This is a genomic window from Amycolatopsis albidoflavus (assembly GCF_039525725.1).
Taxonomy (GTDB): domain Bacteria; phylum Actinomycetota; class Actinomycetes; order Mycobacteriales; family Pseudonocardiaceae; genus Amycolatopsis; species Amycolatopsis albidoflava.
Genome location: NZ_BAAAHV010000011.1, coordinates 845,420 through 862,655 on the forward strand (window position 1 = coordinate 845,420; position 17,236 = coordinate 862,655).

Consider the following 17,236-nt stretch of genomic DNA (forward strand, 5'->3'; position numbering starts at 1 on the left):
GGAAAGGTCGTCGGGGTCTCGGCGCACAGGCGCGAGTCGCGTGCATTGGCCGCGCTCAGCCTTCCGGCGCTGGCGGATACCGCAATCCGTGGCCTCGGCACGTCGCATTCCCTGGTCGTGAAGAGGTTCGAAGGCCTGGGGGTCTTGCTGGGGCGGCGGCGCTGCGGCGGAAACGACCTGCTGGGTTGTCCTCTCCGAGTTGTCGCGGCACAGTCGAATCGAGGAGGTGGCCCATGCCTGCACGGAACGTCTTGCTGAGGCGACGGCACCGACGGCGGGTGCGGTGGTCTCCGGGCCGACGGGTTCCGGCTGAGCCGGTGCCAGCTCCCCGGACTGTGGCCAAACACTGCTAACCGGATTGGCCGCCAGTTCTAAGCGTCGCGCCCGGCGCGGGTTTCCCCATGGGAATCAGTGCTGAGCAGGGGCCACCCGGATACCCGGTCAGCGGGCAAACGGTTCCGGACGCTTCGCACCGAGGCCTGCCGCTGTCGTCCTCAAGCCAGATATTGTAGTTGGCGTAGTTCGTGCTGACTGATTTCTGTTCAACCCCGCTGATGGATCCACCGGATCCGGACGCGTTGTAAGGGCCGTAGAAAGAGCTGGGGCCGCCCGCGGTCACAGAGGCGTTCGCGGTGCCGTATCCATCGCCGAGGTAAGGGAAGAGGTCGACCCCGACAAACTTGAAGGACATTGTTTCGGACCAGGAATCCCAGTCCTTCCATTGAAAAAAGAGGTGGTCGTCGCAACGAGGAAGGTGCGGCGGATCGTGCGGTGACGTCTCGGCGGCCGAAGACGCGGCCACCGAGGGAGTTGCCGTCAAGGCTGCCGAGGCGGCCAATGTGCCCGCTGACATCGCGAACACTCTAAGAAACCGCCTGGATGAAGCCGCGACTGCTCCGACTCTGATCATGATCGGATACCCCTCTGTTGTGATTCGAAGGACGGCTCGGTAACGTGCGATCTGGGCAGAAGAAGCACTGCATTCACTGCGCGAGAACATCGCGGCAGTGCAACGATGGATGTCGTGGCGTCGAATGAGGGAGGGTAGGCTCATACGGGAAGCCCTCTCCTCGCTTGATCGCGGACGGTGCGCCTCAGCCCGTTAAAGGTTGCCGTTTCTCGTGCTCGGCACCGCGGGATTTTGTGTGTCACGCACTTGGAAGCTCCTCCTGCATAGTGCTTTCGGCAGCCAGCAGGGATCAGTGAGGCGGCTGTGACAGGGAGCTTGACAAGGCGGTCGTGGCCGTCGCGCGGAGACTAAACGCTTCGGCGCATTGCCATGCAGGCGGCGATGTCGTGGAATGGGCGATGGTTCTCGCCGCGGTCACCCGATGTAGGGCACGTCATCCGCTGTCCACGACAGCCGGTCGACGTACATGGCCCGCGTCGCGAGGTCGCCGCCGGTGCAGCTCCAGATGCCGTGGTAGGCGATGTAGTCGCTGGCCCCGTCGCCGAATACGGTGGCTCCGCCCGGTCCGGAGAGCTGGTCGGCATTTCCAGGAACGCAGCCGTCGTACGGTCGCTCGTCCTGATGCCGGACTCCGCGCGGTCCGCGGGGTGTCGTTGCGCGCTGCTGCACGTCGGAGGTCAGAAGTTTCGTGTCCGACTTCCGGTATCCCTCGGTCAGCCTGGTGCTGGTGGCGTAGCCGGTGTAGTAGCTGGGGTTGTTGTACCAGGCGGCGGAGTAGAACAGGACGTAGTGCGCGCCGTGACGCACGAGCTGCGGTGCCTCGAGCTGGCCGTCTTCGGGGTCGTCTAACGACGCGGTCAGGATCGTGGTGGGGTCCCCGTCCCATTCCAGTCCTTGCGGGCCCCGGTCGACGTATTTGCGCAGGAGGATTTCGCTGGGCAGCCAGTGGCTGCGGTCGCCGTCGCGGAAGGGCTCGACCTTGTAGACGATGTACCGTGCGCCGTCGGTGTCGACGAACACGGCCGGATCGATGATCCCGCGGGTTTTGCCGTCAGGTCCCTGCGGGCCGCACAAGAGCGCTTCGGGTGCGGGGTCGAAGCGGACGTCCGGGCCGAGACGGTCGGCGGCGGCTGTTCCCAGGCAATGGCCGCCGCCTGCGGCAGGGACCGCCGCGTACAGCATCAGATAGCCGCCGGCGGGGCGGAGTGAGACGTCCGGTGCCCACAACAGCGGATCCGACGCCATCGTCCACGCCCCGGTATTGGGCAGCGCGTCCACGCGCGCGCCGGATCCGGTGTGCAGCGACTGCCATGCTCCGGTGGGGTTCGCGGTCGCCGACCTGGCCACGGGCACGTGGGCCAAGGCGGTCGCGGGAACGTCCGACTGCGTGGAGAAGGCGTAGAACAGGCCGTCGTCGCCCCTGGCCACGCCGGGGTCGGCGAAGTCCTCCTCGATCTTCAGCTTGCCGGTGTCGGCTTTCGGGCCAGCCGCGGCTGTCTCGCCGGCGATCCCGAGCGCTGTGGCGGCGAGCAGACTGGTCGCTGCGAGACACGGAAACAGTTTCATGTCGAATCCCCTCGTTCGTGTGGTCCGTCCGGCTCTCGGTGCCTTGCCCGCGTTCAGGCTTTGCCGCTTGTCCTGGGCAGGCCTCTCACGCGGGTCGAATCTGCCAAATCGCAACCGACTGGCCAGTGCCGGCGCACCAGTTGTTCTCGCCTGGCATCGGTTGCGGTTTCGAGTAGCTCTGCAGGATCGCTCCGGGGCCGCTGGCGTCGATCCATGCCCCTACTGTCCAGCTTTCCTCGATGTGATCGCCGTAGTCGGTGCGGGTCGCGTTGTAATACGGGAGGGCGTAACCGCCCCCGCCCCAGAGGAAGTCGGCGCCGTTGGGGTCGACCTGCCGGCGGTCGCCGTAGAGCCAGACGGTGATGCTGTCGACCCAAATGCTGCTGCCGTTGACGTCCCCGGTAGTGACCGATGCCCGTACTCTCAAGTCTGCGTCGGTGCAGTGGTAAGGTTCCTTCTCCCACCTGTTGAAACTCAGGAAAGTGACGGCGTGGTCGGTCACGCTGTCCGCTCCGGACGGGGAGACCAGCGCGGCTTGGGCCTGGCCGGTGATCAACAGGCCAAGGGACGCTGCGAGGGCGATGACGGAGCTTCTGCGGCAGTAAAGATGCGACGGCAACCGGTGCAGGGTCCTGTCTTCGGCGCTTCGGCGATAATTTGTCGTTGCCTGACAGGCTGTCAGCCCAAATTTATCCACGTTACTGTGGTGTTTCCGGGAATGTGTCGGAAGCTTTTGCAAGCGCGCCCCTTGAATAGGTCGAGCTTTTCCAGGTGTCCGGGCTCGCCGGGATTCGGGTGCCATCTGAAGTAGCCGAACGCAAGCTTGTACAGGCAGACTATGGAAACTTGGTCGATGTAGACTTTGTACGGCGAGTGATCGCGTGTGAAGCAGTGGTTTCCGGTGTTGTTGCGCACGGTGAGGTTTGGTCGCTTGCACAGGTCGCGATACGCGTGCACCGCTTCGCTCGGTCGAGATGGCTCGGACGCCTGAGCGGTCGAGAAGCCGGCGATCAGGGTGGCGGTGGCCGCGATGACAGCTGTCAACCATCTGCTCATGTGAGTTATCCAGTCTGGTTCGCGCGGCAGATCGTGCATGCCGCAGAACGGACATTGCTGTTGTTGCCTGCGAGGGACGTATCCCGCTGTCGCGGAATTCGAAATTCTCGTGAGCGGCGAGCCCGTCGTCGCCGTCGTGCAAGGAGAGCAGGTCGCCGACGGCGGTGACGCCGGGTTCCGGATGCGGGCCGAGGATGGAAATCCCTACGGTTCGCCTGCCTGTCGAGGGCAGGACGGTTGTGCCCCGGCTGTACGTGTGTTCGTCGTCGCGGGTTTCGGGCGGGTCTTGGGGTTGCAACGGCGAGGGTGTGCGGGGCGGCGTCGCCGGCGAGCCGGGTGTGCCTGCGTTCCGCAGTGGGATCGCCGCCGGGCGAGCTGATCCTCGGAACTTTCTGTGCGTTGCAAGTCTGGCCGTGCCGGCCGGCGAACGAGCAGATCCGGGGTGCCAGGGCGCAGCGGTGCTGCTCGGCCTCGGCCGGGGCTCGAGTAGTCCAGGTTGTGTCGGTCTCGGCTTTGGCGCGGATCCGCCATGGCACGCAAGGGGCGTCGTCGCGTCCGATCCGGTGCGGGCGGTCGCGATCAGCGCGCCGTTCTCCGGCCCGGCGTGCTGCAGGCGGACCGCCCGCGTGTCGACGCCCTTCTCCTCGGGATCGGTGAACGCGTCCAGCGCGCCGGCCTGTGCTGTTCGCCCACGCAGGCGCGCTCGCGACCGGGGTCGCCGCGAGCGCGCTCATCGTGAGCACCCCCAGTCTGCCCGTGACCGTCGCTGTCTCCGAGGTAGTTGTGCGTTCACCGTTCATCCCCCTCGTTTGCGTTGTGGCGACACCACATCTAGCCCGTACGGGTTGTTCGGTGTCGGCGGCCGTCCGCCGAACGACAAACCCGGAATAATGGCGGCGACGCCTGGGGAGGGGTCATGGCGCGTTCCGAGCGTCCGCTGGAGGCGGTCGACGACGTGGTGGTGCAGTTCGCCGCCGATCTGCGGGAGCTGCGGCAGAAGGCGGGCAACCCGCCGTATCGCGAGCTGGGGCGGCGCGCGCACTACTCGGCCGGCACCTTGTCGGACGCGGCCGCCGGCCGAAAGCTGCCCAGCCTCGCGGTCGCGCTGGCCTACGTCCGCGCGTGCGAGGGCGACGCGGATGCGTGGGAGAAGCGCTGGCGTGAGGTCTCCGCCCGGCTCGCTGCCGAAGCCGAACCGCCGAGGGAGACCGGTCAGGATCCGCCCTACGTCGGCCTCGCCGCGTTCCAGGCCAGTGATGCGGCCAGGTTCTTCGGCCGGGAGACTCTCGTCGAGGACCTGACGGCGCGGGTCGCGCGGCAGCGGTTCCTCGCCGTGTTCGGGGCGTCCGGCGTCGGCAAGTCCTCGCTGCTGCGAGCCGGCCTGATCGCGCAGGTCCGGGCGGCCCGGCCGGTCGTGCTGATCACGCCCGGACGGCACCCTATCGAGGAATGCGCGGTCCGGCTCGCCAACCTCGCCAACGACACCGCGGTAAGCCTCCAGGCCGAGCTGACGACTGAACCGAACGCGTTGCACCTTCGCGTCCGCCAGGCTCTCGCGGACCGGCCGGACGACGTCGACCTGCTGCTGGTCGTCGACCAGTTCGAGGAGGCGTTCACGCTCTGCGCGGACCCGGCCGAGCGCAGCGGCTTCATCGAGCTGCTCCTGACCGCGGCGCAGGCTCCGAACAGCCGGACGCGGGTGGTGCTGGGCGTGCGCACCGACTTCTACACCCAATGCGCCCGCCACGCCCGTCTCGTCGAGGCGTTGCGCGACGCCCAGCTGCTGGTCGGGCCGATGAGCACCGACGAGCTGCGACGCGCAATCACGCTGCCCGCTTCCCGTGCCGGATACACCGTCGAAGGCGCGCTCCTCGCCGCGATCGCCGCCGACTCGGCGGGTCAAGCCGGTGCTTTGCCGCTGGTGTCCCACGCGCTGCTGGAAACCTGGCGGCGACGCCGGGGCACGACGCTGACCCTCAGCGGCTACGACGCCGTCGGCGGGATCCGGCACGCGCTCGCCCACACCGCCGAAGCCGTCTACGGCTCGCTCGACCCGGCCCAGCAGCAACTCGCCAAACACCTGCTGCTGCGCCTGACCGCGCTCGGCGAGGACACCGACGACACCGCCCGGCGGATCGCGCGCGACGAGCTGCCCTCCGACGATCGGGACATCGACACTGTCCTGGAGGCGTTCGCCTGTGCCCGGCTGATCCTGCTGGACAACAACACCGTCGAAATCTCTCATGAAGCCCTGATCACCAGCTGGCCCCGGCTCGGCGGCTGGCTGGCCGAGGATCGTGAAGGGCTGCGCACCCATCGCCGTCTCACCGAGTCCGCCGAAGCCTGGATCTCCCTCGGCCGCGACCCGACCGCGCTCTACCGCGGCCCCCGCCTCGCGCACGCCCGCGCCTGGGCCGAGAGCAACGGGCCCGCCCTCAACACCCGGGAAGAGGAATTCCTCACGGCCAGTGCCACCGCCGAGGCCGAGAACGAAGCCGCGCACCGTCGACGCGCCCGCCGAACGCGTCAGCTGCTCGCCGCGCTCGTCCTGCTTGCCGCCGCCACTGTGACCGCCACCGTGCTCGCCATCCGAGGACAAGCACCCGCGCCCGGACCTGCGCCGGCATCGGCCGAGGACACCGACCAGCCCGCTCCCGCAGCTCCTACCGCTCCCTGCGACCCGCGGCAGGATGTCGTCACGATCTACACCGATCACGGAAACCGCTGCTTCGCCGGCAGCGGCACACTCGCCGTCGTACACGAGGTCCAGCAAGTCTGCGCCGGCAGCGCGCCGGTCAGCGTGCTGTGGTCATCAGGCAACGTCCGCAATCAGACTACCGCCGCAGAAGCCCGCAAATGCCTCGACTTCAAAGACACCCCCGGAGACACCTGGATCCACCGCATCCGCATCGACCGCCCCTGAGCGGGATGCGCGCTCGACGAGGGAGAGAGTTCCCAGCCGAGGACCCGCTGGCCGACACTGTCAGGTTGACCCGATGTCAGCCGGCCTGCCGCAGCGGCGACCGCGCTGGCGGAGCAACCGGGTGTGGTCGCGGTGCTCGCAGCGTCCTGGCAGCGGTCACCGGACCAGCCGTCGGAGCCGTCCTGCGGTGAATCCGCACCCTGCGCAACTGTGGCCGGACGTCTCACGACGCGCACTGCGATCGGCGTTTGTTCGTCTGGCGGCGCTCGCGAATGGCATGGGCGTCGGGTCGCATCTGCTCGGAGCGAAGCGCGATGCAGGCTGGTTCGCCGGTGGATCGAGTGCCCGGCCGTCGCGAGTCCGCGGCGGCCGGGCACTCGGCGTTGTCGTGGGGTTCAGACGGGGACGATGGTCCATTGCTGGTTGGGGGCGACGACGTCGAGCCATTGCTGGACGCGGCCGCCGTTGGCGGTTTGGCTGTCGGCCGCTTCGACGATCTTTGCGGACGCGACGCTGCGGAGGGCGACGGCTCCGCCCGGGGCCGTGGTGATTTCCCATCGCTGCGGCGCGCCGTAGTGGCAGGTGTACTGGCCGATGTTCACGCCGTTGCCGACGTCGCCGTTGTAGAGGTCGAGGCACTTGCCGGAGTTGCGGTTCTTGAAGGCGTAGGTGTTGCCGCCGAGGTCGACGACGTCCCAGATCTGTTTCGGCGCGGTGGCGTAGCAGTCCCACAGTTCGGCGGCGGCCAGGTCTGCGAGGGCATCGTCGCCGAGACCGGCGATCTGGATGCACCGTCCCGAGTGGACGCCGCGGAACTCGACGGCCGCGGCGGTCAGCGGCTGCACGGAGTATGCGACGCCGACGGCGGCTTCGCTGCTGAAGTCGATCCGGCCGCCGACGAAGTTGCTGCGCCGGCCGAGCGGCAGGAGCAGTTCGTCGGTGGTCGGGAATCCGAGGAACGATTTCTCCGCGCCGAGTCCGAGCCACTTCCCGCGGATCGCGCCGTGCACGGCGTGGGCGCCGGTCGCGGGCGACCAGTAGATCGACCCGTCGCCGCTGAAGTCGACGTAGTGGCCTTTCCCGTCGCTGGTCGCGGCGGTGTCGGAGACGGGTGAGCCGTAGAGGCCGGTCTCGCTGCCTAGTTCGGCGTATTTGCGGGCGATGTCCCCGTAGACTGCCATCGCGCCGCGCGAGGGGGCGTAGTAGATCGTTCCGCTGTCGAACCGTTGCAGGAGATCGCCTCGGTTGGAACCGAACCCGACTGCGTCCCCGACCGGGTTGCCCAGCGGGCCGCGTTCGTAGTTCAGCGCGGCGTACTTCTTGTGGACCTCAACGGAGACGGCCGCGACGCTGGCCACGCCGTCGCGGCGGGTGAGGACGAGCCGGCCGTTTTCGTAGCTGCGGTAGCCGGTGTTGTTCTCCCCGAAAACCGGGTCGGCGAGCGGTTTTCCGAGGCTGGCGCGCAGGGCCGGGTCGGCGTTGTAACGCCGTTCGAACGGCGTCGGCGCCTGCGGGGCCTCGACGTACCAGAACGCGAGGGGGATCGGGTTGTATCCTTCCCGCGCGCCTCGGTCCCACACACCGGGGACCCAGAGATAGGCGCTGGGCGTGGTCGCCGGCCTGAGCGCCAGCGTCGGGCCTTCGAGGCCCTGTACGCACCAGGTCGATTCTTGGCGGAACTGGTCGGTGCGGGCGGTCGGGACGACGTCGGGATGGGCCCGGCGGTCGCCGGGCTGCGGGGTCCAGTGCAGATAGGCGTTCGGGTGTGCGGCGGACTCGAAGGAGAAACAGCTCGGGTCGCTCAGCCCGGCGGTGACCTTCCAGGACATTTTCGGGTGGCTGCCTTGCGTCCACCCGGCCAGCGCTGTCGTGCCGCTGGCATGGCGCCTGCCTCGCCGGTCGGCCCTGGTTCCGGATCGTCGCGGCCGGAATGGCGTTCGCCGCCGTGTACGGACTGGTCGGCCTGGGTGTGGTCGGCAGCGGCCTCGCTGATCTGGCTGCACCAGCTGCGCGCCTGCCGCGGTGACACTCGCGGGTCAGGCATCGCGACAGTACGGCTTGGCGCGCCAGCCGCGACGGCGACGACTTGGCCGCGCTGCGCGAGGCCGCCCTGATCAGCAGCCTGGCCAGGCGGCTGCGCGGGCAACGCACAACCTCGCGCACGGTGCCGTGCCGCCGGCGGCCCCCTCCGACGCCGTCGCGTGCTCGCCGCCGAATGCTGGCGACTGGTCGCGATCTCCGATGCCTTCGCCGATCCGCTGCTCGACGCGCTCCTGCGGAAAACCGAAAGCTCTGCCGCACCAGCGAGTTCGTAAGCCTGCGGACGTCTCGCCTGCCGCCAGCACATCATCCCGGAAGTGCGGACATGCCCGCACCAGGGTGCCGTGCGCGACCGTCGGAGGCGCTGGTCCTCGATGGCGGCCTCGCGGGCCGCTTGGTCGCGCGGGATGTCGTCTCGCCCGCCGATTCGTCGAACTGATCGATGTTGTCGGCGAGGGGGCGGACGATGGTCGCGCCGACCCGGCCGAGTCGGCGACAGGAGCCTGTGGTCTGGTCGGACGACACTGTTCCGGCAGCAGTGTGCGCGGCTTTCGTGTGCGATCGGGGAACATCACCTATCGCGGTGGATTCGGGGTCCGATCCGGTGGCGTGGACATCGCCGTCGCATGATCCTGTCCTCTATGGAGCCGTGCCAGTTCAGCTGCGACGGTCTCCGCTTCTGCCGCGCCGATGTCGCGAAACAGTTTCAATGCGGAGGACAGCCACTGTCGGGCGCGTCGGCGGTCACCTTCGGCGATCGCTGCCTGCCCTAATCTGCGCAGGCTGGTCGCCCGCTGGTGGGTGCTGTCCGTCAGGCAGCTGTAGTGGAGGGCAACATGGTGGGCGATCTGTGCGTGCACGATGTCGCCGGTCCTGGTGTAGGTCACGCCGAGGCTATTGAATGCCTGTGCTGCTTCAAGTTCCAGGCCGAGTCCGAGCGCGATGCTGGCTGCTTCCTGGACGTGTGCGATGGCGTCGGAGAACCGGCCGAGGTCGGTCTCGACGCTGGCGATGCTGCGCAGGGTGATGCACGCGTGACGGGTGTATCCGGTTAGCCGGTAGTAGGCCAATGCCTCACGCAGGTTGCGCAAGGCGTCGTCGAGACGGCCCCGTCGTCGGTACACCGACGCGAGATTCGCCAGCGAGCTGACGCGATTGTGGTCGTCGCCGCTGCGCTCGAACAACCGGTGCGCAATGGTGAAGTTGATCTCGGCAGCTGCGAGGCGGCCGGTGGCAACCAGTGCCATGCCCAGATTGTTGCGGGTGAATCCCTCTGCGCGACCGTCGGCCAGCCTGGTCGCCGCGGTGAGTGCGGCGGTGTGGGTCCGCAGCCACGCGTCGTGCTGTTTGGTGAGGTACAAGTAGCCACGGATCGCGTACGCCAGTCGCCAGCGACAATCGTCATGCACCGGATCGTCACGGGCGCACAGCGCGGTCAAAGTGGGGAGCTCGGCGCCCAGCCAGATAAGGGCTGTGAACCGGTCGGTCAGCGCGGGGGCGGGGCGGGGCGGATGTTCACGCGTAAGTCGGTAGCGCAAGGACGAAACTATGTCGTCGGCACGATCGGCCACGTCGAGGTAATAGTCGTACAACCGCGCGAGCACCGTGGTGTGTTCGGCGGCGCCGAGCTCGGCGGCGTAGGCGCGCAACAGGTCGTGCATGGCAAAGTGGCCACCAGCGGCCCTGGTCACCAGGTGTTTGCCTGCCAGCATGCGCAGTGCGTCGACGGCGGCGGCATGATCCCGGTCGAGGGCGGTGGCCAACGCGTAAGCGTCGATGCTTGGCCCTGGATGGACGCCGAACGCGCGGAACGCCTGCTTTTCGATCGCTGATAGCCTCCGGTAGGACCACGAAAATACGGTTCGCAACGCGGAGCTTTCGTCGTCGCCGACGTCGAGAAAGTCCAGTGTGCCGGCGTCGGCGAGTTCTTCGTTGGCGGCGCGGAGATCCGAGCCGGGTGTCGAGGCGGCGCGAGTGCCGGCGATGCGGAGGGCGAGCGGCAGCCCGGAGCAATGCCGTGCGAGCGAGTCACGGCCTGCTGGGTCGCGGGTCGCCCGAGCACCGATGGCGTGCTCGAGAATCGCGGCGGCGTCAGTGCCGGTCAGCCGCTCCAACCGTAACGACGCGGTCGAGTGATGCAGGGCGAGGCCGTGCAGGTCGGTGCGACTGGTCACGATCACGGCACAGGTCCGGCTCCCAGGAATCAGGGGCCGGATCTGTGCGACCGTCGCGACGTTGTCGAGCACGACCAGCATCCGATACCCGGAAGTGAGAGTGCGGAACGCGGCGGCGCGTTCGTCGGTGCCGGCGAGGTTGTCAGGGCGCGGCTGGCCTAACGCCCGCAGGAACCTGGCCAGCACCTCGTGCGGATCGACCGGTGCCTCCAGGCTGTGCCCACGCAGGTTGACGAACAGTTGCCCGTCGGGAAATGCGGAGGCCGCCCGGTGCGCCCACGCCACGGCCAGTGCGGTCTTGCCGATGCCGGCCATTCCGGTGAGCACAGCGACCCGGCCGTGGCTGACGGTGTCGTCGAGCCGCGCCAGATGGTCGTCGCGACCGAACAGGGGACCATGCAGCGGCGGGAGTTGCCGGGGAACGGGACGCCGATGCGAGAGGTTAATATCTCCGTTGAGGATGCCGACCTGAACGACATCGCCATCCGCGGTGCCGACATGATTGCCGATCGGGGGTCTAGGCTCCATCCGGTCTGCCGCCCCTCAGTCGAAGCCGCCAATGACAAGCTAACGTGCGGGCTTGTTCTTGGCGAGGGTTCCCGGCAGTGGTTCGGGACTAGGTGTTCGAGTCCCGAACCGCCGCTTCCGGCGGCGGGATGTCGGCCTCGGGCGGGGTCAGGTCACCGGTTCGCTGCCAGTCCAAGCGATCCAGGTCGACTGCGCATTCGAGGTCGCGCAACCGCAGGGCCAGGCGCTGTCTGCTGTGAGTGTCGTTGTCGAGTTGCAAGAAGTACCGGCCGTCGAGATCGGTGAACCGCCGCACTTTCCCGAACTCGACCAGGACGGTCTTGTCCGGGAAAAGGCCAAGTGCGAGACCGGCTTCGTACAGGACGTTGGGGCGGGGCTGGCATTGCACCCCCGCGACATCGTCGGGTCGGATGAACCTGGGTTTCAAGTACACGACTTCGTCGGGCGTCAGCAGCACGATGATCGCCTGAACCGCTTTCATCACCGCGTCCAGCGTCTCGCCGATGGTCGGGGTGCCAGCGCCTGTCAGCGCGAGTGCCTGGGACCACGTCAGCGGGTAGAGATCAAGAGAACGGAGGAAAAGGGTGACCTCGTAGAGAGCGCCGGAATCGCGGCCGTGGAATATCACCACGGTGCGCTCACGCGGCACCTTCAGCGGCAGTGGTGCGATCATTTCTCGTCGTGGAGGCGAAACGTCGGCGATTTGGCGGGCGAAAGTCTTGCCGACGAAGGAAAGCCGGTAGGTGGAGGGCTTTGGCATAGTCGCGGTCCGCAGCCGCTTGCGGATCGCCGTCTTCAAGACTACGGCCTCAGCGCTCAGAGTGACGTCGCACGCCGCCGCGTCACGCGGTCGACGCACGACGCAGGCGATGTGATGGTCTGCGGACGGCAACTCGTCGCTGCCGTCAGGAGGAACCAGTTCCCAGACCACGGTGGCTGTGCCAGTGCCTCGAGTCGGCAATTGCCCGAACCCAGAGTGGTCAACGACATGACGGGCGATCACGCCGGGAACTTCGAAAGTGGCTGTGACGGTCACTTTCCGGTAGTGGTCATGGGGGAGAGGTGCCAGCACGACTGGGACCGCCACCTGCGAATACGCCCACTGTTCGCCGTCGACGAGGTCGGGGAGGCCGACCCGGACCTGGTTGTCCACATCGAAGACGTCCACTTGGCCGAAGGTGATTGAGCCTTCCAGTTCCTGGCGGCGATCGCTGCCGGCGACCGGGACGTCGGAGTAGAGCTGCTCGATCCCGGCGACGACGGGTTCCGGGTTGGTCATTCCCACGCTCCTCGGCTGCGGAGCCACCGAGGCTACCGGCATGGGAGGATGGAGCCGTGACGGACTCTGTCCCACCACGCCGGGGCGGCGACTCTTATCGCGGTGACGTCCGGCGACATCCGTTGGTCCACAAGATCATTGACGCTTGGCGAGACGGCTCGGCACAGTCTCGGGCGGCCCTCGCCGAACACCCCCCGCCAGGCGCGATCGCCGTGCGCAGCCGTTACCTCTATCTGATCGACACCGCCCGGCTCGGTGTGGATGCCGCGCCGTTCGCGGAAGACATGTGGGATCGCGCGCTAGTTGCCGAGACGGAGATCGACGACGCAGTGCGGTCCGGCACCCTTGACCAAGCTTCGCAACTGTGTGCCGAGCTGATGGACGGCAGCGGACATGACGCCGTCACGGTCGTCAACGCGAGGGTCGGGCTAGGGGATGTGGCCCGCGTCCAAGGCCGGACGGAGCGAGCGATCGACCACTATGAGGCTGCGGTCCGCGCAGCGGACGCGGCAAGGTACCGGTTCGGCCGGCTCCGGGCATTGGTCCCGCTGGGCCATCTGACTTTGCTCCACCATTCGGCGGCCGCGGCGACCCGCGTGTTCACCGAAGCGGCTGATCTGGCCGCGGCCGTGAGCGAGCCGCTGTATCTCGCCAACGCGATCACCGGGCTCGCCGAGACCGCCGAGCGTTCCGGTGACCTGCCCCAGTCGATCGAAAAACATCAGCGGGCCCACGCATTGTTCTCCCAGGTCGGCAGCCTGACCGGCCAAGCCCACGCTGCCCAGCGCATCGGATCGCTGCTGCACCGCGACGGCCGGCCAGCGCTCGCACGCGACTGGCTAGCCGCTGCGGCGCTGGCGTTCGAACAGGACGGCGATCCGCTGGGCACGATCAACGTCCTGGAGGCCATCGGCGACCTGCTACTCGAGGTAGCTGAGGCGGACGAAGCGGCGACCTGTTACCGCACGGCAGGCGAACTCGCCCGGGAGAACGGATTCGCTCCGGCTGCAGCGCACGCCGCCCAGAACCTGGCACGGGTGGCGTGCGCGTGCGAGCAGTGGCCCGAAGCGGTCGCGTTGTTCGAGCAAGCGGTCTCGGAGTATCAGAAGGTCGGTGATCTGCTCGGCACCACGACCGCACTGACTAAGCTCGCGAGTGCGCGGCAGAGACTCGACGGCCCCGAAGCCGGCGAGCAGGCGCTCGCCGACCGGGTGGCGGCGGTGCTCTCGATCGAGCACTACCGGGCGACCAACCGCGAAGCACGTGCACAGGTGGAGTACCGCGAGCGATTCGGCGAGATCTACGGCCGCGCCTTGCACGCCGCGGTCGAGTCCGGCGCGGCAGAGGACTTCGCTGTCGTAGCCGAAGCGCTCGCCGGACGAAGGCTCGCCGGTCTCGCGGAGGCGCAGGTGCCGGCCACCGTCACGGACGGCCTCACCCTGCTCCAGCACTTCCTGGTCAGCGCCGAACAGCGGTGGTTGGCGCAAGGCCGTGCAGAGGACACCGGCGATTTGCGCCTGAAGCCTGGAATTTCGCGGCAGGAGCGGGTCCATCGCATGATGGGGGCAGTCGCGATGAAAGGCGCGGTAAGGGAACCTGCCCGGGCCGCGCTGGAGGATGTGCTGGCATCGGTGTACCTCCCGCCTGCCGCTGACGAGGGTTCGGCGCTGCTGGCCGACCTGCCGTCGGACTGCGATGTGCTGCAGTTGGTCGTCGACCCGGTGCTGCCGAACGTTCTGTACCGGCTGTGGCGCGCGGCTGACGGGCGGACGCGTCTGGACAGGGCGGAGCTTTCGTTAGCGTGCGTCGAGACGCTCACCGCGCTGCAGATCGACGATGCCCGGCGCAGCGACATGTGCCCGGCGCACGTGGCATGTCTGGGTGAACTGCTGCCCGAAGACTTGCGCCGAGCCATGGCCGAAGGAACGGCTTGCCGCTTACTGTTGTTGCCCGTCGGGCAACTGTGGCTGGTTCCGTGGGGCGCGCTCGCGATCGGCGGGCAGCGACTGCTCTGTCAGACAACGGAATACGTCGTGTGTCCCTCGCTGTTGGTGCAGCGCCGTCTGCGCGCCCGCGGTCCGGCGCGGCCCGTCGACGAACCGACCTGCACATGGCGCAATCCGATAATGGACAGCCTCTCGCTGGAGTGGATGCGGCAGGACAGCCAGTGGTCGGTTGAGCCAGCGAGCTGGGCAACGGAGGCCAAGCAACGGCTCACCGACGGCGCGCACACCGTGATCGTCGTCTGCCATGGGCGTCCCCACGGTACGCTCGGGCACTACCTAGAAATGGACCCGGGCGTGTGGTTGCTGCCATCGGACGTGCTTGTCGGTACGCCACCGCAGCGGCTGTATCTGATCACCTGTTGGGGCGGTGGGGTTCCCGGACAGGCGATGGCCGACCCAGTCACCATCGCAACCCTGAACCTGGCGCGGGGGTCCACAGAGATCTTGGCGTCCTTCGGCGAGTTCAGCGACGATCCGGCGAGCGACGCCTTCGCGCAGTGGGTGCTCGAGCAACTGGCGAACACCAACGTTCCGGTGAGCCGGGCGGTGCACCTTGCGTCGGCCCGGTTCTCGACCGCACCAGGCGGGAACGACCTTCAGCTGCGGTACTGGGCGACGCTGTTGCCCATCGGAACGTTCCACGACGTGTGACCCGAATCTGCGCGCCGAAACCGCGTCGACCCATACCGGAGGGCGTGGATGCTGGGTACGTCGAGGCCAGGGCGCCAGCGAGAAGTGCTGGAACGACCCTCAATCGCATTCAACGACTCTGAACTGAACGGACGTGCCTGGCGACCTCAGCCCAGACGGCAGCAGCCGTCGAGCGGCGCAGGCATGCTTCGGGCATTCGTGGTTGAACCGTCGGCTGACGGAACAAGGCGGTGTCGCCAGTCGAACCAGGGGTGATTTACTGTCAATTTTAAGCGCCGACTGATGGCGATCGAGAGCGAATCAGGGAATGAACTTGCGCAAACTTTTCAGCTAGGTCTAATGAAATCGATTGGAAATGGTTTCCAGCAATTAACCGAGCACTAACATCGTTCTGCTAGCGGCGAAGGCCACGAAACACAGGTCTTTGCCGAGACTGAACCGCAGGTTCTCGATGCGCCCGACTGTCGCCTCGACGGCGTGCACCTGCCGCTGGCGCTCCAGACGTCTGGAGGTCCTGGTCAGCCTAGCCATCGGGTCGTATGCCCTTGTTCCGGTTCGGGCTGAACGCGGCGATAACAGCGCTCGCGGCCCGCCGTGCTCCACAAGCTGCCGGGCGGCGACCCGATCGGCCTCACCGCCGGAACCTGATACGCCGAAAGACGCGCTATGCAGTCAGTATTTGCCTGAGCTCGAGAGAGCGTCGCGCCCGCGACGTCTCGAGGAGTTGCCTCGAACCGATCCGCTCCCGCATCCACGATTGGTGCTTTCTCGGGAAACTGGAGGCGCAGCACATTCCGGCCTGCAGCCTCTCGGCGACGATGTCGCCGAGACGTCGAGGGCGGCCGCAGCAGCTGCGGAACGCAACATGCGTGGTGCTTTGCAACGAGCCGATGTGTTCGCCGAGGCTGTGCAGCGCTGGACGTGGGGACGCCGACCCGGACCCTGACGCTGTTGGCGCGGCATTCTCGATCGTTGTGACGCGGCGGTCAGCGCGATGGACAAGCGCAGCGGGCGTTCACGCGGTCGATCACAACCTTGCGGCAACCGTCGGATGGGCTGCGGCGTATGGCGCGATGTCCGTGCCCGGCTGTTCGGAGCGGGGCCAGTGGGTTCAGTACGCACCCTGTCCCTGGAGCACGGCGCGGAATGTCCTGGTGAGGATATACATGTCCATCAGGAACGAGCATTCCTCGGCATACCGCAGGTCGAGCCTCACCGATTCTTCCCATGACAAGTCGCTGCGTCCGCTGATCTGCCACAGACCAGTGAGCCCGGGCTTGACAACCATCCGCGCGCTCTGCCTGGTCGCGTCGAGCCAATTCCACAGGGAGCGGCGGACGCGGTCCGACCAGGGACATGTGACCGAGTATCACGTTGATGAGTTGAGGCATGAGGTTCCCCCGGCGGGCCGGACACCCTGATCCTTGGCTTCGGCTTGGGGAAGGATGTTGTTGTGTCTGGTTCGTCGAAGTATCCGCAAGAGTTCCGGCGGGATGCGGTCGCGTTGGCGCGGTCGTCGTCTCGTCCGTTGGCACAGGTGGCTCGTGAGCTGGGGGTGAATCACGAGACCCTGCGGACGTGGGTGCGTGCCGCCGACCGCGCCGATCAAGTCGCCGAAACGGGCGGCGAGACGGCCGAGCGGGAGCTGCGCGCGTTGCGCAAACGGGTCGCGGAGCTGGAGAAAGAAAAGGAGATCCTGCGCAAAGCGGCCGCCTATTTCGCGCAGGAGATGGATCGTTGACCCGCAGCTACCGGTTCATCTCCGAACACCGCGACACTTTCGGTGTCGCCCGGCTGTGCCGTGTCCTCGGGGTCCGCCGTCCCGGGTTCTACGAATGGCTCGCCGCCGCCCCGGTCCGGCAACAGCGGGCCTCGGCCGAGGACCGGCTGGCCGGGGAGATCGCCGGGATCCACGCCGCCCACCAGGGCGCTTACGGCAGCCCGCGGGTCACCGCGGAACTGCGGCGGCGCGGCGACGCGGTCAACCACAAGAAAGTCGAACGGGTCATGCGCGAACGCGGCATCGCCGGGACCACCCGGTGCCGGCGGCATTCGCTGACCAGGCCGGACAAAACCGCAGCAGCACCGGATTTGATCGGCCGC

The 17,236-nt window shown here is 67.5% G+C and carries 10 protein-coding genes and 1 pseudogene; 4 read left to right on the forward strand and 7 right to left on the reverse strand.

From position 1 onward, the window contains the following. Positions 1 to 1,324: 1,324 nt before the first annotated feature. From ABD156_RS18380 to ABD156_RS18390, 3 genes are all read right to left on the reverse strand, one after another. The gene (locus ABD156_RS18380) at positions 1,325 to 2,476 is read right to left on the reverse strand and encodes a glycoside hydrolase family 43 protein (protein ID WP_344274427.1); all 1,152 of its coding nucleotides are present in this window, start codon (positions 2,474 to 2,476) and stop codon (positions 1,325 to 1,327) included. An 85-nt stretch (positions 2,477 to 2,561) separates the two neighbouring features. Beyond that, positions 2,562 to 3,032 carry a hypothetical protein gene (locus ABD156_RS18385; RefSeq protein ID WP_344274430.1) on the reverse strand — a complete coding sequence of 157 codons (471 nt, stop codon included), beginning with the start codon at positions 3,030 to 3,032 and terminating at the stop codon, positions 2,562 to 2,564. 122 nt (positions 3,033 to 3,154) lie between these two features. Continuing rightward, on the reverse strand, positions 3,155 to 3,571 hold the full coding sequence (locus ABD156_RS18390; RefSeq protein WP_344274433.1) for a hypothetical protein: 417 nt from the start codon (positions 3,569 to 3,571) through the stop codon (positions 3,155 to 3,157). 877 nt (positions 3,572 to 4,448) lie between these two features. On the opposite strand from ABD156_RS18390, the gene ABD156_RS18395 reads away from it, so the two are divergent. Next, the gene (locus tag ABD156_RS18395) at positions 4,449 to 6,455 is read left to right on the forward strand and encodes an nSTAND1 domain-containing NTPase (protein ID WP_344274435.1); all 2,007 of its coding nucleotides are present in this window, start codon (positions 4,449 to 4,451) and stop codon (positions 6,453 to 6,455) included. 395 nt (positions 6,456 to 6,850) lie between these two features. Here ABD156_RS18395 and ABD156_RS18400 read toward each other — a convergent pair whose 3' ends face one another. From ABD156_RS18400 to ABD156_RS18410, 3 genes are all read right to left on the reverse strand, one after another. Beyond that, positions 6,851 to 8,284, reverse strand: a complete 1,434-nt coding sequence (locus tag ABD156_RS18400; protein ID WP_344274438.1) for an RICIN domain-containing protein — start codon at positions 8,282 to 8,284, stop codon at positions 6,851 to 6,853. Positions 8,285 to 9,070: 786 nt separating this feature from the next. Continuing rightward, a complete protein-coding gene (locus ABD156_RS18405; RefSeq protein WP_344274441.1) occupies positions 9,071 to 11,197 on the reverse strand; it encodes an ATP-binding protein in 2,127 nt (708 codons plus the stop codon). A gap of 88 nt (positions 11,198 to 11,285) precedes the next feature. Next, positions 11,286 to 12,476 carry a TIR domain-containing protein gene (locus ABD156_RS18410; RefSeq protein ID WP_344274444.1) on the reverse strand — a complete coding sequence of 397 codons (1,191 nt, stop codon included), beginning with the start codon at positions 12,474 to 12,476 and terminating at the stop codon, positions 11,286 to 11,288. A 56-nt stretch (positions 12,477 to 12,532) separates the two neighbouring features. Here ABD156_RS18410 and ABD156_RS18415 point away from each other — a divergent pair, with 56 nt between their 5' ends. Next, the gene (locus tag ABD156_RS18415; RefSeq protein WP_344274447.1) at positions 12,533 to 15,133 is read left to right on the forward strand and encodes a tetratricopeptide repeat protein; all 2,601 of its coding nucleotides are present in this window, start codon (positions 12,533 to 12,535) and stop codon (positions 15,131 to 15,133) included. Between the two features lie 1,111 nt (positions 15,134 to 16,244). Here ABD156_RS18415 and ABD156_RS18420 read toward each other — a convergent pair. After that, a pseudogene (locus ABD156_RS18420) lies at positions 16,245 to 16,551 on the reverse strand (sugar transferase); the annotation flags it as partial. Between the two features lie 35 nt (positions 16,552 to 16,586). Between ABD156_RS18420 and ABD156_RS18425 the strand changes: the two are divergent. Then, positions 16,587 to 16,874 (forward strand): transposase, encoded by a 288-nt coding sequence (locus ABD156_RS18425; RefSeq protein WP_344274450.1) that lies wholly within the window; start codon positions 16,587 to 16,589, stop codon positions 16,872 to 16,874. Continuing rightward, a partial coding sequence (locus tag ABD156_RS18430; RefSeq protein ID WP_344274453.1) for an IS3 family transposase occupies positions 16,871 to 17,236 on the forward strand: 366 nt, incomplete at its 3' end. The genes ABD156_RS18425 and ABD156_RS18430, both read left to right, overlap by 4 nt.

Bases quoted from the DNA above. Each gene is read 5' to 3' on its own strand.
- ABD156_RS18380 (WP_344274427.1), bottom strand. From the start codon at position 2,476: ATGAAACTGTTTCCGTGTCTCGCAGCGACCAGTCTGCTCGCCGCCACA.
- ABD156_RS18390 (WP_344274433.1), bottom strand. From the start codon at position 3,571: ATGCACGATCTGCCGCGCGAACCAGACTGGATAACTCACATGAGCAGA.
- ABD156_RS18395 (WP_344274435.1), top strand. From the start codon at position 4,449: ATGGCGCGTTCCGAGCGTCCGCTGGAGGCGGTCGACGACGTGGTGGTG.
- ABD156_RS18400 (WP_344274438.1), bottom strand. From the start codon at position 8,284: ATGTCCTGGAAGGTCACCGCCGGGCTGAGCGACCCGAGCTGTTTCTCC.
- ABD156_RS18405 (WP_344274441.1), bottom strand. From the start codon at position 11,197: ATGGAGCCTAGACCCCCGATCGGCAATCATGTCGGCACCGCGGATGGC.
- ABD156_RS18410 (WP_344274444.1), bottom strand. From the start codon at position 12,476: ATGACCAACCCGGAACCCGTCGTCGCCGGGATCGAGCAGCTCTACTCC.